22 protein-coding genes are annotated in these 21991 nt (G+C 66.2%); 13 read left to right on the top strand and 9 right to left on the bottom strand.

What is annotated here, in order from left to right; genetic code table 11:
- Window positions 1-33 precede the first annotated feature (33 nt).
- On the bottom strand, window positions 34-1584 hold the full coding sequence (locus NA10_RS20765; RefSeq protein WP_067570459.1) for an HNH endonuclease signature motif containing protein: 1551 nt from the start codon (window positions 1582-1584) through the stop codon (window positions 34-36).
- Window positions 1585-1659: 75 nt separating this feature from the next.
- Window positions 1660-3186, bottom strand: a complete 1527-nt coding sequence (locus NA10_RS20760) for a serine/threonine-protein kinase (RefSeq protein WP_067570457.1) — start codon at window positions 3184-3186, stop codon at window positions 1660-1662.
- 148 nt (window positions 3187-3334) lie between these two features.
- Here NA10_RS20760 and NA10_RS20755 point away from each other — a divergent pair, with 148 nt between their 5' ends.
- The 5 genes from NA10_RS20755 (at window position 3335) to NA10_RS20735 (ending at window position 9321) form a co-directional block, all read left to right on the top strand.
- A complete protein-coding gene (locus NA10_RS20755; protein ID WP_067570455.1) occupies window positions 3335-3946 on the top strand; it encodes a glycosyltransferase family 4 protein in 612 nt (203 codons plus the stop codon).
- Window positions 3939-5273, top strand: a complete 1335-nt coding sequence (locus tag NA10_RS20750) for a glutamate-1-semialdehyde 2,1-aminomutase (protein ID WP_067570453.1) — start codon at window positions 3939-3941, stop codon at window positions 5271-5273. The genes NA10_RS20755 and NA10_RS20750 overlap by 8 nt, the downstream gene beginning before the upstream one ends.
- Window positions 5274-5364: 91 nt before the next feature.
- Window positions 5365-6132 carry an SDR family NAD(P)-dependent oxidoreductase gene (locus NA10_RS20745; protein ID WP_067570451.1) on the top strand — a complete coding sequence of 256 codons (768 nt, stop codon included), beginning with the start codon at window positions 5365-5367 and terminating at the stop codon, window positions 6130-6132.
- 13 nt (window positions 6133-6145) lie between these two features.
- Complete coding sequence (locus NA10_RS20740) at window positions 6146-7018, top strand: amidohydrolase family protein (RefSeq protein WP_067570449.1); 873 nt, start codon at window positions 6146-6148, stop codon at window positions 7016-7018.
- A gap of 272 nt (window positions 7019-7290) precedes the next feature.
- Complete coding sequence (locus NA10_RS20735; RefSeq protein WP_067570447.1) at window positions 7291-9321, top strand: SDR family oxidoreductase; 2031 nt, start codon at window positions 7291-7293, stop codon at window positions 9319-9321.
- Window positions 9322-9392: 71 nt separating this feature from the next.
- Here the strand turns inward: NA10_RS20735 and NA10_RS20730 are convergent, their stop codons facing one another.
- Window positions 9393-10040: a cutinase family protein gene (locus NA10_RS20730; protein ID WP_067570445.1), complete on the bottom strand. Its 648-nt coding sequence runs from the start codon at window positions 10038-10040 to the stop codon at window positions 9393-9395.
- 269 nt (window positions 10041-10309) lie between these two features.
- Here NA10_RS20730 and NA10_RS20725 point away from each other — a divergent pair, with 269 nt between their 5' ends.
- Window positions 10310-11713 carry a WS/DGAT/MGAT family O-acyltransferase gene (locus NA10_RS20725; protein WP_067570443.1) on the top strand — a complete coding sequence of 468 codons (1404 nt, stop codon included), beginning with the start codon at window positions 10310-10312 and terminating at the stop codon, window positions 11711-11713.
- Window positions 11714-11725: 12 nt separating this feature from the next.
- Here NA10_RS20725 and NA10_RS20720 read toward each other — a convergent pair whose 3' ends face one another.
- Window positions 11726-12655, bottom strand: a complete 930-nt coding sequence (locus NA10_RS20720; RefSeq protein WP_067570441.1) for an alpha/beta fold hydrolase — start codon at window positions 12653-12655, stop codon at window positions 11726-11728.
- 137 nt (window positions 12656-12792) lie between these two features.
- Window positions 12793-13698 carry an expansin EXLX1 family cellulose-binding protein gene (locus NA10_RS20715; protein WP_067570439.1) on the bottom strand — a complete coding sequence of 302 codons (906 nt, stop codon included), beginning with the start codon at window positions 13696-13698 and terminating at the stop codon, window positions 12793-12795.
- Between the two features lie 201 nt (window positions 13699-13899).
- On the opposite strand from NA10_RS20715, the gene NA10_RS20710 reads away from it, so the two are divergent.
- On the top strand, window positions 13900-14760 hold the full coding sequence (locus NA10_RS20710; protein WP_067570437.1) for a cyclopropane mycolic acid synthase family methyltransferase: 861 nt from the start codon (window positions 13900-13902) through the stop codon (window positions 14758-14760).
- On the opposite strand, the gene NA10_RS20705 is transcribed toward NA10_RS20710, so the two are convergent.
- Window positions 14753-15748 carry a GlxA family transcriptional regulator gene (locus NA10_RS20705; protein WP_067570435.1) on the bottom strand — a complete coding sequence of 332 codons (996 nt, stop codon included), beginning with the start codon at window positions 15746-15748 and terminating at the stop codon, window positions 14753-14755. The two genes, NA10_RS20710 and NA10_RS20705, sit on opposite strands and share 8 nt — an antisense overlap.
- Window positions 15749-15861: 113 nt before the next feature.
- On the opposite strand from NA10_RS20705, the gene NA10_RS20700 reads away from it, so the two are divergent.
- The 6 genes from NA10_RS20700 (at window position 15862) to NA10_RS20675 (ending at window position 20041) form a co-directional block, all read left to right on the top strand.
- The gene (locus tag NA10_RS20700; RefSeq protein WP_067570504.1) at window positions 15862-16452 is read left to right on the top strand and encodes an isochorismatase family protein; all 591 of its coding nucleotides are present in this window, start codon (window positions 15862-15864) and stop codon (window positions 16450-16452) included.
- Window positions 16453-16506: 54 nt separating this feature from the next.
- On the top strand, window positions 16507-17682 hold the full coding sequence (locus NA10_RS20695; protein ID WP_067570433.1) for an erythromycin esterase family protein: 1176 nt from the start codon (window positions 16507-16509) through the stop codon (window positions 17680-17682).
- Between the two features lie 30 nt (window positions 17683-17712).
- Window positions 17713-17922, top strand: a complete 210-nt coding sequence (locus NA10_RS20690; RefSeq protein WP_067570431.1) for a hypothetical protein — start codon at window positions 17713-17715, stop codon at window positions 17920-17922.
- Between the two features lie 171 nt (window positions 17923-18093).
- Window positions 18094-18654 carry a dihydrofolate reductase family protein gene (locus NA10_RS20685; protein ID WP_067570429.1) on the top strand — a complete coding sequence of 187 codons (561 nt, stop codon included), beginning with the start codon at window positions 18094-18096 and terminating at the stop codon, window positions 18652-18654.
- Between the two features lie 156 nt (window positions 18655-18810).
- Complete coding sequence (locus NA10_RS20680) at window positions 18811-19251, top strand: GtrA family protein (RefSeq protein WP_067570502.1); 441 nt, start codon at window positions 18811-18813, stop codon at window positions 19249-19251.
- A gap of 10 nt (window positions 19252-19261) precedes the next feature.
- The gene (locus tag NA10_RS20675) at window positions 19262-20041 is read left to right on the top strand and encodes an SDR family NAD(P)-dependent oxidoreductase (RefSeq protein ID WP_067570500.1); all 780 of its coding nucleotides are present in this window, start codon (window positions 19262-19264) and stop codon (window positions 20039-20041) included.
- Here NA10_RS20675 and NA10_RS20670 read toward each other — a convergent pair.
- The 3 genes from NA10_RS20670 to NA10_RS20660 are packed head-to-tail and all read right to left on the bottom strand — an operon-like array spanning window position 20038 to window position 21982.
- Window positions 20038-20673, bottom strand: coding sequence for a TetR/AcrR family transcriptional regulator (locus NA10_RS20670; RefSeq protein ID WP_067570427.1), 636 nt, complete (start codon window positions 20671-20673; stop codon window positions 20038-20040). The genes NA10_RS20675 and NA10_RS20670 overlap by 4 nt on opposite strands.
- Window positions 20670-21251 (bottom strand): TetR/AcrR family transcriptional regulator, encoded by a 582-nt coding sequence (locus NA10_RS20665; protein ID WP_281180215.1) that lies wholly within the window; start codon window positions 21249-21251, stop codon window positions 20670-20672. Before NA10_RS20665 ends, NA10_RS20670 begins: the two co-directional genes overlap by 4 nt.
- 59 nt (window positions 21252-21310) lie before the next feature.
- On the bottom strand, window positions 21311-21982 hold the full coding sequence (locus NA10_RS20660) for a hypothetical protein (protein ID WP_084515046.1): 672 nt from the start codon (window positions 21980-21982) through the stop codon (window positions 21311-21313).
- Window positions 21983-21991: the final 9 nt, after the last annotated feature.

Raw genomic sequence — 21991 nt, 5'->3', positions numbered from 1 at the left:
GGACGTCGGCTACGAAGGCCCCGGGCCGCCAACCTACTCCCCCGCAGAGGAAACCGAGACCGCCAACGGACCCCACCGCGAGCGGTGCCGTTGCGCGGCAACATCATTACGCGCATGGATCTTCGCCAACCCGCTCAGCAGCTGCCCACGCAGATCATGACGTCGATTCACCTTCGGCACCCCCGACGGGTCCACCGTCGGCGGCGCGATCCACCCGGTACGACCCGCGAACTTGTGGTCCGAGGGCAGTTTCACTGTCTTCCAACCCCCGGGACCGTCGTGAATCAGGGCATGGCAGGAATCGCACGCCAAGGTCAGGTTCTCGATATCGGCACGGCCGTCCTTGGCGTACTCGGTGACGTGATGTACGGCCGCCATCGACGCCGGGGCACTGCACCCCGGGCGGGTGCACCCCTTCTCGGCGGCGATCAAGGCCAAACGCTGTGCGGGGCTGGCCAAGCGGCGGCCTCGGCCCAAGCGCAGGGGCATCTCCGCACCGTCGAAGATCGCCAGCCACGGCCGCGAACCCTGGGCCAGCTTCAACGCCTCGGAGATCGAGACGGTACCGCCGCTGGCGGTGGTCGCCACACCTGCGGCTTCTTCGACCTCGGCCAAGGTCATGGTGATGATCACCGCCACAGGCACTCCACGATGGGTGCCGAGCTCGCTGAGGTCGACCCCGAACCCCAGGATGGTCAGCAGCGCATCGTGATTGCGTTGCGCGGCGGTCCGTGTATCGCGAGCGGCGGCGGCCCTGAGGGCGTCCACGTCGTTCGTGGAGCCGATAGCAGAGTCGGTGCCGACGACACCGCGAGTGCCGGGGTCGGGGTCGACCACAACGCCGGAGCATGGGCTATCCGGGTCTTCCGGGTTGCACATGCCGGGCCGGGCGAACTTGGCCAGCAACGGATCCAGTAAAGCGCGCAGCTCGGGAGTGATCTCACCGGTCAGCTGGGACATCCCATCCACGCGCTGTTTACCCAAGGTGAGGCCGCGGCGACGTTGGCGGTCTTTATCCCGGGTGAGGGTGCCGTCCGGGTCGATGCGCGCCATGATCTCCTCACCGAGGCCGGGCAGCACATCGGGTGAGCCTTCCCGGGCGTAGTCGGTGAGGACGCGTTCGGCGTTTTCCCGCTCCGGGTCGGTCGTGATCTCCGGCAGCCGGTTGATGATCCACGCGATACGGCGAGCGTGATCCGCCGAGATCGCGCCCTCCTCCTGTGCCAGCGCCACATACGGCAACTGCGGACCTACGTCCTGGCCCTGCGCGGTGATTTGTGGGCTGAGCTTCTCCGCCGCGCGGACCCGGGCCAATGCGTCGGCGTGGCTCAAACGCAGGGTGCGTTCCAAATAGATCGAGGTCTTCTTGAAGCCGTTGCGATCGGCCAGCGAGCGGCGTTCGGTCTCGGCGATCAGACGATGCTTCACCGTTTCCAGCTGCCGCAGTGAGGTTTCCACCTCCGACATCACCTCGACGAACTCTGTATCGGTGAGGGGGTAGAAGGGCTCCTCGATCAGGGTGCGCACCGACGCGACCAGCGCGTGCGCGCCGTTCACAATATCGGTTTCACCCCTCGGAATCATAGCTTTATTCTACCGTGATAGAACAGACCGCAAAAGCCCTATTCCATTGTGATGTAGGGTGTTTCAAATACGATCTCAAGCCGGAAACAATGGGCTGACCCATTTACCGCACAGCCATTTCCCATCCACGTAATCCATCGACATCGTGACCTTCTGATGGTCCGTGGTATCGGCTTTACCCTTGGTCGAATTGACCTGGGTCACATCGACATCGAGCTCATAGTGCGTGGTGTTCCCGGACGTGATGGTGCACTTGGCATCAGTTCCACGGGTGTGTTCGGAGTCCGATTCCAAAAGCAGTCGGATCGCGGGGAGCAGTTGCTGGGCTTGAGTTTTCCAGGTCCCGGTGGCGCCGTTGACGACCTTCGCCTGCCAGCCGTCGCCGTCGCCGTAGTCGTAGGTCGTCATCAGGATCCCGTAGTCGCAGGCCGCTTTGGTCGCACCATCGCGCGAGGCGTCGGTCTGTACGTCGCCGGGCGTGGAGGTCATAGGCGGGGATCCCGCGCCGAAGGTGAATTTCAGTGCGCCGCTGCCGAATCCGGCCCCGACTCCCGTGACGATGATCGCGGCTACGGCCGCGGCGGCGATCAGTCGCCTGCGGCCTCGACGATGTGGAGGCCCGGCGTGAGCGGCGAGGGGAGGCGCGGTCGCGTCGCGAAGTCGGGTGGGTGCGCTCGTCCGGGTCGTTCCGGCGCTGGCCGTCGGATACGCCTGCGGCCGTGACCCCCGCACGGGCGGGGTCCATGGCGCTCCCTCGTGATTCGTACCGTTCAATGCGGCTGCGGCGGCCGAGGCGAATTCACCGCAGCTGCCGAATCGGTGCGTCCGATCCTTGGCCAGGGCGCGCGCGATCACCGCGTCGAATGCCGGAGAAACCGCCGGATTACGTTCGCTCGGTTGTGGAATCCGCCCATTGAGATGCCCGTTGACCAGCTGCGCGGTGCTCCCGCCCGGATACGGCAGCTCGCCGGTGAGCATGTGATACAGCGTGCAGCCGAGGGCGTACACGTCCGACCGCTGGTCCATATCGGTGCGCAGCTCGAATTGTTCGGGGGACGCGTACTGGAAGCTGGCGTACATCTCCCCGGTGCGGGTCAGCGCGCTCGTCTGGTCGAGCGCCTTCGCAATCCCGAAGTCCGCCAGGAAGACCCGCTGGTCCGGTCCCCAGGCCAGCAGGATATTGGCGGGCTTCACATCGCGGTGCAGGACTCCGGCCCGGTGCGCGTGGTCCAGCGCCTTGGCGGTCTCGCCGAGAATGCGCACCGCGTGATCCGGGCGCAGCGGTCCGTCGCGCAGGACCGCCGCCACATCGGTGCCCTCGATGTACTGCATGGCCATCCACAGCCGGTCGTCGGTGCGGCCGCGCGCGTACACCGCGACGATATTCGGATGTGCCAGGCGGGCAGCGGTATCGGCTTCGCGCAGGAAGCGGGCGCGGACCTCGGAATCGTCGGCGACGGCGGTGCTCAGCAGTTTCAGGGCGACCAGGCGCGGCAGGTCGCGGTCGCGGGCGAGGTACACCTCACCCATTCCGCCGACCCCGAGCAGCCGCTCGATCCGATAGCCCGCGAATGTCTGCCCCTGCGCGAGTGTCCTCGCCACGACCCACTACCTCCGACCGGCTACGTACTGCCGCCCACCGTAACCCACGCGTGGGACGCGCTCCGCGCCAACAGCCTCTAGACTTGCGCTGCACGGGCGTCGGGGCCTGGACCGCGAGAATTCGGTGGACAGCCCGGGGGTGACGACCATGGATGAGTCTTTCAGCAGTGAACAGCGGCCGGCGGCGCAGAGCGTGATCGCGGTGGTGGGGCGGCTCGCACCGGAGAAGGGTCAGGACGTGTTCCTGCGCGCGCTCGCGGGCGCACGAATACTGCCGCGGGAGGTCTTCCTCATCGGCGGCCTCCATCCGGGTGACGAGAATTATCTCGCCGAACTCGAACTGCACACCACCGCGCTGGATCTGCCGGTCACCTTCACCGGCCGGGTGGAGGATCTGGAACCCTATCTGCGCCATGCCGATATCCTCGTGCAGTGCTCACTGCGACCCGCGCCGTTCCGCCGCGTCGTCTGGGAGGGCATGCGGGCCGGTTGTGCGGTGATCGCCACCCGCCCGACCGGCGGCGAGGAGATCATCGAACCGGGGAGCAACGGGCTGCTTGTCGACCCGGGTCATCGCGCCCAATTGACCCGGGCCCTGGACACTCTCATCACTGATCAGGAGCTGCGTACCAAGTTCGCCGCGGCCGCCCGGATTCGCGCCGCCGACTTCGAGATCACCCAATCCATCGGCGAACCCACCCTGTACCCGCCCACACTGAGCGAAAACCGTTGGCGCGCAGCAGGAGGAATGTATGCCTGAATTCACTCGCAGCAACGAGATACAGGACCGCCTACATCAGCTGGTACCGGGCGGAGCGCATACCTACGCTCGGGGATCGGATCAATATCCGGAGTCCAGAGCGCCGATTCTGGTGCGCGGGTACGGCGCTCACGTCTGGGACTGCGACGGGAACGAGTACGTCGAGTACGGCATGGGGTTGCGCTCGGTGACCCTGGGGCACGGGTATCCGCCGGTGGTCGAGGCGGTGGCGCGAACCATTGCCGACGGTGTCAACTTCTCCCGGCCGACCGAACTGGAATTGCTTGCGGCGCAGGATTTCCTGAGCCTGGTGCCGCATGCCGACATGGTGAAGTTCGCCAAGAACGGTTCCGACGCCACCACCGCCGCGGTGCGATTGGCGCGCGCGGCCACCGGACGCGAGACGGTGGTGGTCTGTGATCAGCCGTTCTTCTCCGTGGACGACTGGTTCATCGGGCTCACCGCGATGAACGCGGGCATACCGACCTCGCCCACCTTCACCTTCCGCTACAACGATCTCGGCTCACTGGCGGAGATCCTGGAATCCGAGCAGGTCGCCTGCGTGGTCATGGAGCAGGCCACGGCGCTGGCCGAACCGGCGCTGGGATTCCTGGAAGGTGTTCGCGCACTCTGTGATCGGCACGGCGCGCTGCTCATCTTCGATGAGATGATCACCGGCTTCCGCTGGTCTCTCGGTGGCGCACAACAGCTCTACGGCGTTCGGCCCGACCTGTCCTGCTGGGGCAAGGCCATGGGCAATGGCTTCCCACTCTCCGCGCTCGCGGGCAAGCGCGAGTACATGGAGCTCGGTGGGCTGCGCACCGACGCCGATCGGGTCTTCCTGCTCTCGACCACACACGGCCCGGAAACGGCCTCCCTGGCGGCTTTTCGCGCGGTCGTCGAGGCGTACCGCAGTGTCGACCCCATCGGGCGGATGGAGCACGCCGGCCGCCGCCTCGCCGAGGGCGTCAACGCCGTCGCCGCCGAGATGGGTATCGCCGACCACCTTCAGGTGCGCGGGCGAGCGTCCTGCCTGGTGTTCCTCACCAAGGATCCGGACGGGAACCCGTCCCAGCCCTATCGCACGCTCTTCCTTCAGGAGCTGCTCGAGCGCGGTGTGCTCGGCCAGTCGTTCGTCACCTCGGCCGCGCATACCGATGCCGATATCGACCACACCGTCGCGGCCTGCCGGGAGGCCGCCCTCATCTATCGAAAGGCGTTGGAGCACGGCTCCGTCGACGGTTTCCTGAGCGGCCGTCCCGTGGCTCCGGCACTGCGGCGCAATGCCGCACCGCGCCGACTTCCTGACATACCAACGCGTCGGTAGGTTCTCAGCCGCCGTATTTCGCTCGAATTGCGGAGCTTGTATCGCAAATCCCGCGCTGAACGACTATTCATGGATTGCGAAGGATTCATGGATGACGGGTGAGTGGGTGACGGCGGCATTGGGTGAGAACGTCGGAGCGACAGGCGCTCTCGTGACGGGCGGCGCGGGCGATATCGGCGGCGCGGTGGTGCGGCGGCTCGCGGCGACCGGGCGCGAAGTGGTGATCGCGGATGTCGATCTCGATGCCGCCGCCGAACTCGCGGCCGAACTCGGGCCGAAAGTGACTGCGCTGCATCTGGATCTGACCGATCCTGCGAGTATCGAGGCCGCGGCGGGGTCCGTGCGCGGGAGCATCTCCGCGCTGATGCAGTGCGCGGGCGCGGCCATTGTGGAGCCGTTCCTGGACAGCACCGTCGCGCACTGGGATCTCATGCACCAGGTGAACCTGCGCGGACCGATGCAGCTCACCCAGCAACTGCTCCCGGCGCTCCAGGAGGCCGAGCACGCGCGCATCGTATTCGTCTCCTCGGACGGCGCGCGGGCGGGCGCGGCGGGTGAATCCGCCTATGCCGCCTCCAAATCCGGGCTCTTCGGCTTCGCCAAATCCCTCGCCCGCGAAGTGGCCCGGCACGAGGTCACCGTGAATGTCGTCTGCCCGGGTCCCATCGAGGGTCGGATGGTCACCCGCACCATGGCACACCACAGCGGCAATCTCGAGGCCCTGCGCAAGGCCATCCCCATGAAACGCCTGGGCCGACCGGACGAGGTCGCGAGCCTCATCGCCTGGCTGGCGAGCCCGGAAGCCAGTTACCTCACCGGCCAGCTGATCAGCGTCAGCGGCGGCATCACCATGCAGTGAAGGAGACGCCACCATGCCCACCATCCCGATAGTCGACGCGCACCTGCACCTGTGGCAGACCAGCGCGCACGACTGGTATCCGCGGCTGCGCGAATTCGGCGCGGCGGGCGGACGGCCCGAACTGGCCGACGATTTCCTACTCGCGGACTACGACAGGGCGGCGGGGGCAAAAGTGGCAGGGCTGGTGCACATCTCGGCCACCACCGCGCCCCACATGTACCTGGCCGAGGGTCGCTGGATCGACGGGATCGCCGAGACCGCGCGGCGGCCGGTGGCCATCGTCGGCACCGTGGATCCGTCGCTGCCCAAGGATGACCTGATAGCCCATCTGGAACATCAGGCGGTCAGCCCGCGCTTCCGCGGACTGCGGGTGTTCGCGGGCCTGTCCCCCGCCACTCCCGCCGCCGAGACCATCGCCGCCTGGCTCCAGGAGCGCGACGGTGTCTTCGACCTGGTGGCCCACCCGCACGACATGCTCGACTGGATCGACTTCCTGGCCGGCTACCCCGACCTGCGAGTGGTGCTCGAACACCTGGGTCTGCCGCAGGGCACCGCCCCCGATGAGCGCACCGCCTGGCATAACGCACTCTCCCTGGCGGCCAAGGAAACCCAGTGGCTGTGCAAACTCTCCGGCCTCGGCATGATCTGCCCGGACCTGTCCTGGGAGACCCTCGAATACTGGCTCGAATCCAGCGTGCAGCTGTGGGGCTGGCGGCGGCTCATGTTCGGCTCGAATATGCCCATCGACACCATGGCGGGCAGCTACGCCGATCTGCTCGCCACCGTCGATCACCTGGTCGGCATCGACGCCACCGATCAGGAGGCCGAATTCTTCTACCGGACAAACGCCTTCGACACCTATCGACTGGGCAATTCGGGAAAGTAACGTCGACAACTGCATCCGGCGGTTACACCAAACTCGTTGACACAGGCAAAAACTCGAATTGACGCCGGGTGACCAGTCCCACACGGCGGAAACCGTCAATGTGGTTGAAGGCTTTATGAGCGGGCCGGTAAAGTTACCCACCAGTTAGGCACGATGGTGTTCCTACCTCGGCCCGACATTCTGCTAAGGGGCCGTATTCTCTCGTCCACATCCACCGACGCATGTCGGACGAACAACGTTGAGCGCCAACAAGTTCGTAATGAGGAGGGGCGATGGTTTCCTACATCGTGACGGGCGGCACCGGATTTCTCGGCCGCCGTGTGATTGCCGGGCTGCTCGAACGCGACCCGCAGGCCGTGATCCACGCACTGGTCCGCGAGGCCTCGGTCGCCAAACTGGTCGAGATGGCACAGGACCTCGAGGCCGTGGATCGACTGTTTCCACTGGTCGGTGACCTCACCGCAGCCGGGCTCGGACTGCTGGACGCGGACGGCGAATTCGATGCCCCGCGCGCCGATCACGTGATCCACCTCGGCGCGGTCTACGACATGACCGCCGACGAGGACAGCACCTACGCCGCCAATGTGCAAGGCACCCGCGCGGTGGTCGCACTCGCCACCACCCTCGGCGCGGTCCTGCACCATGTCTCCTCGGTCGCGGTCGCGGGCGATCACAAGGGCAAGTTCTTCGAGGACGACTTCGATCTGGGCCAGCGCCTCGATTCGCCGTATCACCGCACCAAATTCGAGGCCGAGAAACTGGTCCGGGAAAGCCGCGACCTGCGCTGGCGGGTGTACCGCCCGGCCATTGTGGTCGGCGATTCGCGCACCGGTGAAATGGATAAGATCGACGGTCCGTACTACTTCTTCCCCGCCATCGCCGGACTCGCGGCGCTGCCGTCGGAACTGCCGATGCCGCTGCCGGATCTGGGCAGCACCAATATCGTGCCGGTGGATTATGTGGCCGCCGCCATGGTCGAGCTGATCACCAAGCCCGGTTTGATAGGGCGCACCTTCCACCTCACCAATCCCGAACCGCAGCCGTTCGGCCAGGTCTACGCCGCACTGGCCCGGGCCGCGGGCGCACCGACCGGCTTCGGCCCGCTGCCGGGCAGCCATACCGCGCTCGCGGCGCTGGGCGGACTGCCCGGCGTTCCGGCGGTCCGCGATTTCCTACTGGAGCGCTTGGGGATTCCCGCCGAGGTCGCACCGCATACCGCGTTCGAATCCGCGTTCTCCTCGGACTTCACCCGGGCGCAGTTGCGCGGCAGCGGTATCGAGGTGCCCGCGTTCGAGACCTACGCCGAGAAGCTGTGGAAATTCTGGGAGGCCAACCTGGATCCCGATCGCGCGCGGCGCGGCCGGGAGAAGCTGGCCGGGCGCATCGTGCTGGTCACCGGAGCCTCCTCGGGCATCGGCCTGGCCACCGCGCACGCGGTCGCCCAGCGCGGGGCCACCGTGCTGATGGTGGCGCGCACCCCGGAGGATATCGAGGCCGCCGCCGCGCAGGTGCGCGCGCACAGCGGTGCGGCACAGGCATACACGTGCGATATCACCGACGAGAAGTCGGTGGAGCTGCTGGTCAAGCAGATGCTCGCCGATCACGGGCATGTCGACTTCGTGGTGAACAACGCCGGGCGCTCCATCCGCCGCTCGGTGCTCAACTCCACCGATCGCATGCACGACTTCGAACGGACCATGGCGGTCAACTACTTCGGTGCGGTGCGGCTGATTCTCGCGCTGCTGCCCTCCATGCGCGAGCGCCGGTTCGGGCACTTCGTGAATATCTCCTCCATCGCGGTGCAGACCAAGCTGCCGCGCTTCGCCGCCTACGTGGCGAGCAAGTCGGCCCTGGACAACTTCAGTGAGATCGCCGCGGTCGAGAACGCCGATGCCGGAATCACTTTCACCTCGGTGCGGATGCCGCTCGTGCGCACCCCGATGATCGCCCCGACCGATCTGTACAAGTCGATTCCGGTGCACTCGCCGGAGCAGGCCGCCGATATCGTGGTGCGGGCGCTCGAACACCGGCCCAACCGGATCGATACGCCCATCGGCACTTTCGCGCAGCTGGTGGATACGGTGATGCCGTCGGTGAAGCGGGCCATCCTCTCGCAGGGCTTCCGGATGTTCGGGGAGTCCAAGGCGGCCAAGCCCGATCGCGCGGCAGAGGACGAAACCGCCGCCGCCAAGCCGGAATCCAGGAGTCCGCTGCTGGCCCTCGCGCCGATTGTGCAGCCGCTCATGGGTCTGCCCGGTCCGGCCGCGCGGATCGCCAATACGATTCCCGGGCTGCACTGGTAATCAACGGTAGGACAGTATGATTCGGCCCGGCGAGAGCAGCTCTCACCGGGCCGAACCTCATCCCCCGGGCTTCAGATGCGCACGGCCGCGAAGTTCGCCGCGGCGACCAGACTGTCGCGGTAGGAGACATGCGAGGGCGCGTTCATACCGGCCCCGCAGACGGGATCGCCTCCGGTGCACCAATCTCCGGTGCGACCGCTGAACCAATCCGGCACGGTCCAGCCGATGGCCCGCATCGGATCGCCGAACAGCAGGACCGCCACGACCCGGGAACCGAGATCGCCGGGCAGCTGCACCCGGCCCGGATACCAGGTAACCGCGCCGGTGCCCAGCGCCGCGTGCACGACCGCCGCGCCCTGTGAGTAACCGACCAGGACGAACCGCTGTGCCGGGCAGGAGGCGGCCTGAGCTGCCAAGTGCCCCACCAGATCCGCGGTGCCCGCACCGACATCGAACGAATAGTCCGCGGGATAGGCGACGGGGTACGCCGTGGTCGAGACGGGTAACCGGTCCTGCAGCATGCCGTACAGCTGATTACCGACCACATCGCCGAGCCAGCCGGGTTCACCGGTCCCCCGCGCCACCACCACATCCACATCCGAACACCACTCCGCATGAGCCTTCGGTATCGGGAAAAAGATGCTCGCCACCACCAGCATGGCGGCGAAAACCCAAGCGATACGCCACTTTTGCGCCAGCAGAACCTTCCGGTCGGCCATTGTTCTCACCCTCTCACGCCATTGTGAGTAGCCCGGTGACTCTTGTCAGTGACAAGTGACATTTCACCGGGCTATGTGACCCAAGGTAGGGAGGGGTTCAAGAGGCCGCAACGCGTTGCACTGGAGAGATACCCAATCGGTTCTCAACCGTATCACTACGAAACCTGTTATCTACAAGCTACTTTGAAGCAACGAAGCGGTATCGGACGGGACCTGGGGACCACCGCGAACGGCGCGCAAAATGAAACCAGTTCTCATAGGGTGTTGGTATGGAACGACTTACCGGGCTCGATGCCAGCTTCCTCTATCTCGAAACCGACACCCAACTCCTGCACGTCTGCGCAATGCTCATACTTGATCCGGCCGCCGACGGCGTCGAATTCGAGTACGACGCATTCAAAGCCGAACTCGGCAGACGCCTGCACCTCATCCCCGCCATGACGCGCCGCCTGCACGCGGTGCCGTTCAATCTCGATCATCCGGTGTGGGTGCACGATTCCCATTTCGATCTCGACTACCACGTGCGCCCAGCGCGCCTGCCCGCGCCGGGCGGAAAACGCGAATTGGCCGTGGTCGCCGCCGATATCGCGGGTCGAGCCCTGGACCGTAGCCGGCCGCTGTGGGAGATGTGGGTGGTGGAGGGGCTCCCCGGCGGGAAGGTCGCGGTGGTCTCCAAGTACCACCACGCCATCGTGGACGGCATCACCGGCACCAATATGATGATGCACCTCTGCGATATCGAGCCCGGCGTCTCCTATACCCCGCCCGCCGAAACACCGGCCCCCGAGCCCGAACCCAATGATCTCCTGCTCGCCGCCGAGGCGCTGGCGAAGTTCCCCGGCAAACTCGGCATGGTGGGTATGGTGCGGCAGACCGTCGGAGTGCTGGGCGGTCTGGTGGAGCGCCGGCGCACCGGCGACGGAAACCGCGGTATGCCACTGCCGTTCACCGCACCGCGCACCCCGTTCAATCGAGCGATCACCCCGCATCGCTCGGTCTCCTTCGTGCAGTCGGATCTGGCCGATATCAAGGAGATCAAGAGCGCGTTCGGGGTCAAGGTCAATGATGTGGTGCTCACGGTGGTCGCCGGTGCGCTGCGCAGTTATCTCGAACTGCATGACGAACTGCCCGAAACCTCGCTCATCGCCTCGGTTCCGGTCTCGGTGCACGAAACCTCCCGGCACGAGGAGGGAACCAATAAGGTGTCCACCCTCTTCTCCCGGCTCCACACCGATATCGAGGATCCGGTGGCGCGGATGGCGGCCATCGCCGTGGACAATACGGCGGCCAAGGAGGAACACAGCCTGATCGGCGCGGATTTCCTGATGGACTGGGCGAAGTACGCCCCGCCCAACACCTTTCAGCTCGCCGCGCGCGCCTACTCGTCACTGAAACTGGCCGAGCGTCATCCGGTGGTGCACAATCTCGTGGTCTCGAATGTGCCCGGACCCAACTTCCCGATGTACTTCCTGGGTGTGCGGGTGGCCTCGATGTACCCGTTCGGACCGGTGTTCCACGGTGCCGGGCTCACCGCCACCGTCATCTCCAATAACGGCAATCTGGACTTCGGCTTCATCGCGGCCCAGGAACTCGTGCCCGATATCGAGAAGATCGCCGACGCCGTCCCCGAGGTGATCACCGAGCTGCTCAAGGCAGCCCGCGAAAAGAGCTGAGCCGCAACGGCTCTACAGCCGATCGGCCACCGATTGCACGGCCTCGAGGAATACCGGGACAAAGACGTCCGCCTCGAGTGCGCAGGCCGCGTGCCCCGCCTTGGCCAGGAAGATCTCCGATCCCGGAATAGCCTTGGCCATCTCCAATTGCCGATACACCGGCAGCGCCCGATCCCGCGTGGTGATCACCACCGCCGTCGGCACCTTCAGCGTCGAGAGCCATTCCGAGGCATCGAACCGCCCCAGCACCGCCAGTGCCTGCGCCAGCGCCCAGCCACTGGTGCTGCGCATCTCCGACATGGCCCAGCGGTCCATCCGGCCCACCGGCCAGGAGGACTGCGGCAGCACGGGGAGTTTGCGCAGATGCACTTCCGTTCTGCGCGTGGCGTATTCGGCCATCGAGGCGGCCAGCAGGCTCCAGGCCTTGTGGAAGGCGCGCTCGCGCCTGGTTTCCTGGAAGCGATAGGTGGTGGCGGCCAGCACGATTCCGCCGACCTTGTCCGGATGCCGATGCGCGGCAAGCTGTGCCACCACACCGCCCATGGAGTAGCCCACCAGAATCGGGCGGTCGATACCGAGCACCTCGGCGAGCGCGACGGCGTCGTCGGCGAGATCATCGAGATCGAAACGCTCGGAACGGATTCCGTGCCCGTGCCAGCGCTGGTCGAAGAGCACCACGCGATACCGCTCATTGAGTTCCCGCAGCGACGGGAACCAGTTCAGCATGGCGGTGGTGGCCATTCCGTGCAGCAGCAGCACGGTCGGCGCATCCGGTGCGGGCCCGGCCAGATCCACCACATAGGTGCTGCCGCGACCGGGCAGCTCCACCATCGAACCCTCCGGCACCGCCGTCAACCTGGCGATACGCGGCGACAGCCGTCTGCGGCGGGGCTTGTCCTGTGCCGTGGTCTCCGCGATTCGGTCAGAGCTGGGGTTCGACATCGAAGGGCCTCCCGGCGAGCTGCGTCAACAGGCAAAAATGAAACACGTTTCACTTGATGATGCCATAATCCCGCCGCAATGTCGGGGCACGATCGGGGACCTATTGCCGATCCGCATAACCGATCGCGCAGCGCGGATCAGGTCGCGCAGTGCGAGGGCGCGGCAATCACCGTCGTGACGACCACCGGAGGCGGGGCCGGTGGGGTGGTGGTGACGAAGGGAATCGGGTTGGGGATGTCATAGAGGCGAATCCCGGTGTAGCGCAATCGACCCGGATCGATCACCACACCGGGCACCTCGGCCACATGGTCGTAGATATCGGTGATCCGCGCGACGAAGGGGCCGGGGCCCGCACCGGAGAGGGACCAGTAGTTGTCGTAGCCGCGGCGCAGGACCTTGAAATCACCACCGGACTCCGGGCGTAAAGCCACCTCGCGCAGCGGGTTTCCGCCGCCGGAAAAGAGCAGGCCGATCCAGGACGGCGATGCGCCCTGCTGCACGCGATAGAAGAGTTCGGGGGCCGGATTGGGGTCGCGGACGCGGCTGATGCGAATCGGCGCGACACCGTCGGTGCTGTGCGCGATGGCCTCGAAAGCCGGTCTGCTGAGGTCGTATTGGTGCGGGGCGCAGCCGGGACAGCGGTCCACGATCTGGGCGCGGACACTGCCGAGCGGGCCGTCGATATCGACATAGGAGCCGCAGGGGGCGGAGTCCTCGTACTCACTGGTCGAGACGCCCACGTAGTACCCGCCCAGGGGCAGGTCCGGCAGCGAGCAGGCCACGCCGGGGCCGAAGGCGTAGTAGCGGGCTTCGGCGGTCTCGGGCGCGGGCGGTTGCGGGGCCGGAAGCTGCTGCGTGGTAACCGAACTCGATATCGTACCGGGCGGCACGGTGACCACCGTGGTGACGGGCGCGGCGGTGCGGCAGGCCACCGGTTCCGGGCGCATGACCCAGGTCGCCGTCCCGACCACCACCACTGCCGCGAGCGAGGTCCACAGCCACGGTCTGCCGGACCGAACCTCTTCGTGTCCTGTGCGGTGCATGGCTGTTCCCCAACCTCCGAATTGTGTTTGCTGAGACGATGCTGAATCCCCTTCAGGAAAGCAGCCTGGCCGGTCGTACAGGGTTCGAATCAGAAACTCGGAGGGAAGAAGCCGGTGTGTCGCCGGTGTGTCATGAATCTAGAACGGGAGACGCCCCGGATCCGTATCCCCTAGGGTCCACCGACGTCAGGAGCACCCCTCATGTCCGCCGATCTCGCCCCGTTCTACCAGCAGGTGCAGGCCCACTACGACCTCTCCGACGATTTCTACGCGCTGTTCCTCGACCCCTCCATGACCTACAGCTGCGCCTACTTCGCCGATCCCGCGATGACGCTGGAGCAGGCGCAGACCGCCAAGATCGACCTCGCGCTCCGCAAGCTGAAACTGCAACCCGATATGACACTGCTCGATATCGGATGCGGTTGGGGCGCAACCATGATTCGCGCCGTCCAGCAGTATGGCGTGCGAGTCGTCGGGCTCACACTCAGCCGCAATCAGTACGAGTACGCGCGCGCCGATATCGATCGACTCGGACTCGCCAATGCCGAAGTGCGGCTACAGGGTTGGGAGGAGTACACCGGCCGGGCCGATCGCATTGTCAGCATCGGGGCGTTCGAGCATTTCCGCAAGGAACGCTATCCGGAATTCTTCGCACGGTGCCACGCGATGCTGCCCGCCGACGGAAGCATGCTGTTGCACAGCATTATCGGGCTCACCCTGGCCGAATTGCGGGCGCGCGATATCGCCGTCACGCGTGCGGATGCGCTCTTCCACATCTTCATGAAGCGCGAGATCTTCCCGGGCGGGCAGTTGCCGCAACCGGAGCTGGTGACCGGATTGGCCGAAGCCGCCGGATTCCACACCCGGCGAATCCATTCGCTGCGACCGCATTACGCGCGCACGCTGGAGATCTGGGCGCAGGCGTTGCGATCACATCGGGAGGAGGCGGTGCGGCTCACCTCCGAGGAGGTCTACGCCCGATACCTCAAATATCTCACCGGCTGCGCGCACTACTTCCACGCCGGGCACCTCGACGTCATGCAATTCACCCTGGTCAAATAGCGGGTTCGATACGGAAGCGGTTCCGGTACTCGGTCGGGGTGATGTCGAGTTTGCGGCGGAAGGCGCGGGTGAGCGTATCGGTGGTGTTGAAACCGGACAGGGCGGCGATGCGCTCGAGGGTGTGATCGGTGGTTTCCAGATGATTGCGCGCCACCTCCACCCGCGCCGATTCGATGTATGCGGCGGGCGTCATTCCGAGATCGGTTTTGAAGACCCGGCTGAGTTGCCGCTCACTCACGTGCGCCTGCGCCGCGAGATCGGTGACGGTGAGCGGTTCGGCGATGTGCTGGGCGATGTACAGCCGTAGTTCTTCTATTCGGCGGGTGGTCGAGAGCGGTTCCAGCGAAACGCTGAATTGACTTTGCCCGCTCGGCCTTTTGAGATACATGACCAATTGCCGGGCGACCCGTAATGCGGGGGCGTCACCGAAATCGTCGGCCACCAGCGCGAGCGCCAGATCCAGGCAGGCGGTCAGGCCCGCACCGGTCCAGACCTCGCCCGAGCGGATGTAGATGGGGTCGGCGTCGACCTCCACGGCCGGGTGATCCGCGGCGAGCTGCGCCGCGGTCGACCAGTGCGTGGTGGCGCGGCGGCCGTCCAGGAGTCCGGCATCGGCGAGAATATGCGCGCCCACACAGACCGAGGCGATACGGCGCGCATTGGCGGACAAGGCGCGCACCCAATGCACGACCATCGGATCGCTGACCGCACGCACCCGGCGATCGGCATCGACCTCGACCGCGCCGGGAACGATCAGCGTATCGATGGCACGGGCCGCGAGCTCCTCGAAGGTGATATCGGGCAGTACCCGCACCCCCGCCGAGGTGATGATCGGGTCCAGCGATTCGGCGGCCAGCACCACCTGATATCCGGTGGGGGAATCCATTTCGCGCTGCAACAGCGCGAAGACCTCGGGCGGTCCGGTGACGTCGAGCAGGTCGACGCCTTCGAAGAGGACGATGACCATCAGGCGTTCGATGGTGCGCATGGGCGACTCCGGGGGCATGGGCGGTGATGTCCGGATTTGCAGGTTACATGACATTTCCGACATGCCCGATCGGCCGTAGCGTGAAGACATTCAACTCCTGGAAGGACAGACAAATGGCTGCCACTACCCTGCGCGAACCCGACGGTCTCGACCCCACCCCGGCCTCGCTCGCCGATGCCACGCTGGTGCTCATCGACTACCAGAACACCTATACGCGCGGCGTGATGGAGTTGACCGGCTGGGAGGCCGCGCTCGATGCTGCGGCCGAATTGCTCGCCCGGGCCCGGCGGGCCGGAACGACCGTCATCCACGTCATCAATGACGGCGGTGCGGGTACGCCCTACGACATCACCGCCGAAATCGGGCAGATCCACTCGAAAGTCGCACCTCTCGAGGGCGAGGCCGTGGTGGTGAAGACCGCGCCGAACAGTTTCGTCGGGACCGATCTCGGTGAGCGCGTCGACGCGGCGGGCAGTACGAACCTCATCCTCGCCGGATTCATGACCCATATGTGCGTGCAGTTCACCGCCGAAGGCGCGTTCCTGCGCGGCAACGCGCCCACCGTGGTCGCCGATGCCTGCGCCACCCGGCCGCTGGCCACCGTGGTCGCCGAAGTGTCGGCCGAACAACTGCATCGGAGTGCGCTGGCGACCATCGGGGATGTGTACGCCGTGGTGGTGGCCAAGGGATCCGACCTGAGATAGTCCGGTCGCCGGCCGCTTGACCTCAACAGTTGTTCAGGTACCAGAGTGGGCGGTATGAACACGACCTCCACTCCGGCAAGCACTTCCACCGGCCCGCGTCTCGCCGATCTGCCGTCCGCACCGCAGGCGCTGGATGCGGCGGGGCTCGCCGAGATCGCACGATCGGTGGCCGCGGCCAAGGTCGTGGGGATAGGGGAATCGACCCGGTTCGCGCCGGAGACCTTCGCACTGCGGGATTCACTGTTCCATCTGCTGGTGCGGCAGTACGGGTTTCGGGTGGTCGCACTCCAGGACAGTGCGGATGTCGCGGCCGTTCTCGACGACTATGTGGTGACCGGCGCGGGGTCGGCCACCACGGCGCTGGATACCGCGTGGCGGCCCTGGCGACATCGGGAGATGGCGACCGCGCTGGAGTGGATTCGCGATTTCAATCGTGAGCAGGGCGACGATCCGGTGCGGATCATCGCGGTCAAACCGGCACAGGCAAAATCGGCGGACTACGACGTGGTGCTAGACGCGGTGCGGGCGGTCGCTCCCGAGCGCCTCGGCGAGGCCGCGGCACACCTCGATCCGATCCGCACCGCGCACACCATCGATGAACACGTGCAGCGCGCACAGGGCAGCCATCCGGGACGACCCTTCCGCGAACACGCGAATGATGCGGCAGCACTGGTGAATTCACTGCCCGTCTCGCCCGAGGCGCTGACCCGTATGCGGTCGATCCTCGACTTCCACGAGAACAGCGTCGCCGGGCGCGGCAGCTTCATCGGCGATGACGAACGCTGGGCGGCCCGCATCATCGAACACCAGACCCGCACGGGTGCGCGCATCGTGTACTGGGACGGGATCGCCCACAGTGCGGCGACCCCGCTCGGAGCCGATCCGACCGACCGGACTCCACCGACCGTGGGCAGCGTGCTGCGCCAGCATTACGGGGACGATTACGCCTCCATCGCCATCGGATTCCATCACGGCGATGTCGGCATCGCCGATATCCCTGCTCCCGCACCGGATTTCCTCGACGCGGTGCTGGGTTCGGCTGAGCCCGAGACGAATTGGCTGGATCTGCGCTCGGCGAAGCCGTTCGGTCCGGTCAAGATGCGGGTGATCAGCGGTATCTACGATCCGGCGCGGGACACCGCCGCGTACTTCACGGTCGCGGACCTGCCCGCCGCGTTCGACGTGCTCATCCACGTACGCGAGGTCTCGGCACTGCACTGGTTCCAATAACCCAGCATCCCAGTCGATTACTGTGTCGGCATGGCTGCCACCGAGTACGGTCCGGGCGATGTCGTCTACTTCCCGCAGGGCCCGTTCAGCGGAATCTGCGGGGTCGTGCACGAGGTCGACCTCCCGCGCGCGACACTGCGGATCGAGTTCGGCGAGGGCACCGTCCACCGCGAGGGCAATGTGCTGCACGAGCGCCGCCACGGCTTGACCGTCGGATTCGACGAGGTCGAGCTGGTCTAACTCACCCCGGCCGAAACCGGGCGGCTTCGCGATGCGAGCGCAGCCGCACGGCCGTGGTAATTGCCGTCGACCACCCGGGCATCATCCCCGCGAGCACTCTTGCGGCTCCGGTACTCAGTGTTACTGTATAGCAGTAGCTAGTGACGCAGAGTAGTCAGGAAAGCGGCCCTCATGGGGAAGATCATCTATCTCGTTCATCAGTCGACGGACGGTTATATCGAAGGGCCGAACGGTGAGTTCTATTGGCCCGCGGACGATATGGGCGTCTCGGGGTATCTGCGGGAGCTGACCGAGGCGGCGGGCACGCTGCTCTACGGCCGAGTCACCTGGGATTTCATGTCCGATTACTGGCCGCGCGCCGAACAGCTCGCCTTCCACCCCGGCGATCGGGAGTTCGCGCCGATATGGCGTGCCAAGTCCAAGGCCGTGGTCTCGCGCACGCTGACCGATACACCGCCGAATGTGCGCGTATTCGGCGATATCGAATCCCTGGCGTCCGCCGCGGCGCACGATCCGGGGACGTTTCTACTGTGCGGCGGGTCCGAACTGGCCTCGTCGCTGACCCGCGCCGGATTGATCGACGAGTTCCACATCTTCGTGCACCCGGTCCTGCTCGGCGGCGGCAGAACCGCGTTCAGCGAGGTCAACATAAGTGCCGCACTGCGATTGACCGAATCGCGGGTCCTGGACGATCACATCGTGCTGCTGCGTCATGAGCGCGTCGCCGCGTGATCGAGGCGCTGTCGGGCACGTGTCAGGGCAGCGTAAGTCCGATGTAAGCGCGCTGTCAGCGGGGTTGGCGATGGTTGTCCCGTGAACAGCACAGCCCTCGCCGCCTCCGCACCCCGGAACCTCTACGCGGATACGACACTCTTCGAGCACCTCGATATGGGGATCGCGGCGGAGTGGGTCGCCCGGGCGGCCCGATTCCTGCGCGGTGATCACGCCCTGGCCCAGCTCATCCGCTTCGCCCTGGTCGGCGGCTCCAGCAATATCGCCTACGTCCTGCTGTTCATGGCCATGAACGGATTCGGCACCCTGATCGCCAATGTCGCCGGATCGATCGTCAGCACGATCATCGCCAACGAACTGCATCGCCGGCTCACCTTCCAGGCGGCCGCCCGCGTCGGCTGGTTCAACGCCCAACTCGAAGGCGGCGGCCTCGCCCTGATCGGACTCCTGATCAGCACAGCGGCCCTGGCCGCCCTCCAATTCTGGGCCCCCGGCCTGACCTCCCTCGCCCAGTCGGGCGCCGTCATCGTCATCATGGCCGCGGTCGGCGGGATGCGTTTCCTGGCACTGCGCGGCTTCGTTTTCCGAACCCTCTAGGGTGTCGGCCGTGACTACACAGGACTACCTCTCCGGATTGTTCTCGCTGCGGGGGCAGGTTGCGCTCGTCACCGGGGGCAGTTCGGGGATCGGACGGGCCATCGCGGGGGCGCTGGCACAGGCGGGAGCGCGGGTGGTGATCGTGGCGCGCGGGCAGGAGAAGCTGGCCGAGACCGTTGCGGAGTTCGCCGGGGACGGGTGTGAAATGGGTTGGGTGAGTGCGGATCTCGGCACTCGGGCGGGGGTGCGAGTGGCCGCCGAGAAGGCGGTTGAGGTCTTCGGTGAGCCGGATATTCTGGTCAATTGCGCGGGGATCAATCTGCGGCCGCCGTTCGAGGAACTCGATGAGCGGGTGTGGGATCAGACCATGGCGGTGAATCTGGACGCGCCGTTCCTGCTGGGGCAGCGGTTCGGGCCGGGGATGGCCGCGCGCGGTTTCGGGCGGATCATTCACATCACGTCACAGCAGGCGCATCGGGCGTTCGTGAACAGTGGAGCGTACGGGGTGTCCAAGGGGGCGCTGGAGTCGCTGGCGCGCTCGCAGGCCGAGACGTGGTCGCCGTCCGGGGTCACCTGCAACACCCTGGTGCCCGGATTCGTGTTGACCCCGCTCAACCAGCGGCTACAGGATGATCCCGAACGCGTGCGAGCCTTGGCCGCGCGCACCATGATCGGCCGCAATGGACTGGCCGACGACTTCGCCGGTGCGGCGGTCTTTCTCGCGAGCCAAGCCTCGGCGTATATCACCGGTCAGGCCATCCACGTCGACGGCGGATTCTCGGTGCACTAGTCCCCCGCCCCGAGGGCGGTAGCGAGAAATGCGGTGAGCTGCACGCGAACTCGCTCCTGGGTGAGTCCATCCGCGCCCGCCCGCAGAGCCGAGAAGAGCGCGGACACCAGCACCGACAGCAGCACCTCGGCCGCGATATCGGCATCGAGGCGGGCATCGAGAAAGCCGTGCGCCATCCCCTGCCGCACCTGTTCGACCGCTTGGACCCCGTAACGCCGGGCATTGCGCAGACAGCGCTCGATCACCCGATCATCGATCGAAGACGCCTCCAGCAGCAGGAAATTCACCAGCCCGGGTTCGGTGGCGACCAGGTCGTAACACCGGTCGATCACCCGTTCGTACCGCGCGCCGAACTCGGCCAGGGTGTCGGGCGCGGCATCGGCCTCCGGACCGAGCAGGCGCTCACGAATATGTTCGAAACAGTGGTCGATGACGGCGTCGAGAATGTCTCGCTTGTTCTCGAAGTAGTTGTAGAAGGTGCCGTGCGAGACCCCCGCGGCGACGGCGATATCGTCGACGCCGATGGTGCGAAAACCCCGCGCCATCACCAGATCGTAGGCGGCCCGGACCAATTCGACGCGCCGCAGTTCCGCGCGCGCCGCCCGCCGGGCATCGCGTCCGGGGTCTCTCACGACGCCGCCTTCCGCACCCGCAACGCCTTGCCCAGCAACCGCAACACCGTGGCCGTACTGCGCTCGCGAGCACGCGGATCGGGTGTGCCGTGCAACTCGCGCATGAGCGCCGGACCCACCAGCGTCAGCACCGCATGCCCGGTCACCTCGGGATCGATATCGGCGCGAATCCAGCCCGCGTCCACTCCGCGCGCGAGTTCACCGGCCACCAGCGAGGCCAGCACCGCCTCCAGGCCCAGCAGTCGCTGTGCCAGTTCGGGATCGATGGCACCGGCTTCCACCAGTATTAAACGCAGGACCCGTGGCTCGCGCTCGAGCAGGTCGTACACCCGGCCCACCGCCGCCCGCACCGTTTCCAGCAGTTCGTCGAGACTGGCTGCGGTGCCGAAGAGTTCGTCCGGTCGCACCGAGTCCATCACCTTGTCCACACCGAAATCGATGACGTGGTCCAGGATTTCGCGCTTACTGCCGAAGTACCGGTAGATGGTGCCCTGGCCGACCCCGGCCCGGGTGGCGACCGCGGAGATGGCGGCGGCCTCGTACCCGGCGGCGGTGAACACCTCGTAGGCGGCTTCGATAATCTGCCGGCGCCGCCGCAGTGGAAGCTCGGACCGAGGCGGCCGCGGAGTGCGCGGGGCTATTTCGCGGCCCCGTCCTTGGTGGCCCCGTCCTTGGTCACACCGTCGGTGCTCATCCCCTCCTTGGGCCCGTAATCGACCACCAGCCAGTCACCGTCGCGCTTGGCGACCGTGACCACCAGCAGATTCGGCTTGGCGGCGGGCTCGGGCTGTTGCAGATTCCGGGTGCGCTGAATCGCGTAGACGGTGACCGCGTACTGATCGTTGCCCTGGGCCCGCACCGAGGTGCCGACGACCTGACCGGTGGCCACCACCTGCGCGCCGGTCATGATCTTGGTGAGGGCATCGTGCGTCTGAGTGAACTTGTCCCGCAACGCGGTCGAGGCATCGCGCTGCACACCGTCGAAGAAGGCTGGCAGGTTCTGGTAGTCGTAGCTGAGCGAGCGCAGGGCGTAATCGGTCGCCACCTCGGCCGCGCGATCACGATCGGAATTATCGGCGCGCAGGGCATTCAGATCCCCGGAGGCAGTGTGCCAGCAGACGCCGAGCACCAGCGCGACGACCGCCAGCACCGCCGCGGCGGCGAGCGGGATCGCCTGGCGGCGATCACGAAACACCCGCAACCGCACCGGTTCCCCCTCCGGCTCCGGCTCCGGCACCGGATCGGCCTTGGGCTCCGACTTCTCCAGCACCACGGCGGATTCGGATCGTTCCTGCTCGTTCTCACTCATGATTCGCCT

It is taken from the genome of Nocardia acidivorans NBRC 108247 (genome assembly GCF_001625085.1).
Classification (GTDB): domain Bacteria; phylum Actinomycetota; class Actinomycetes; order Mycobacteriales; family Mycobacteriaceae; genus Nocardia; species Nocardia acidivorans.
Note: the sequence above shows the minus strand (reverse complement) of the source record. Positions and strands in the feature narration are given on the sequence as shown.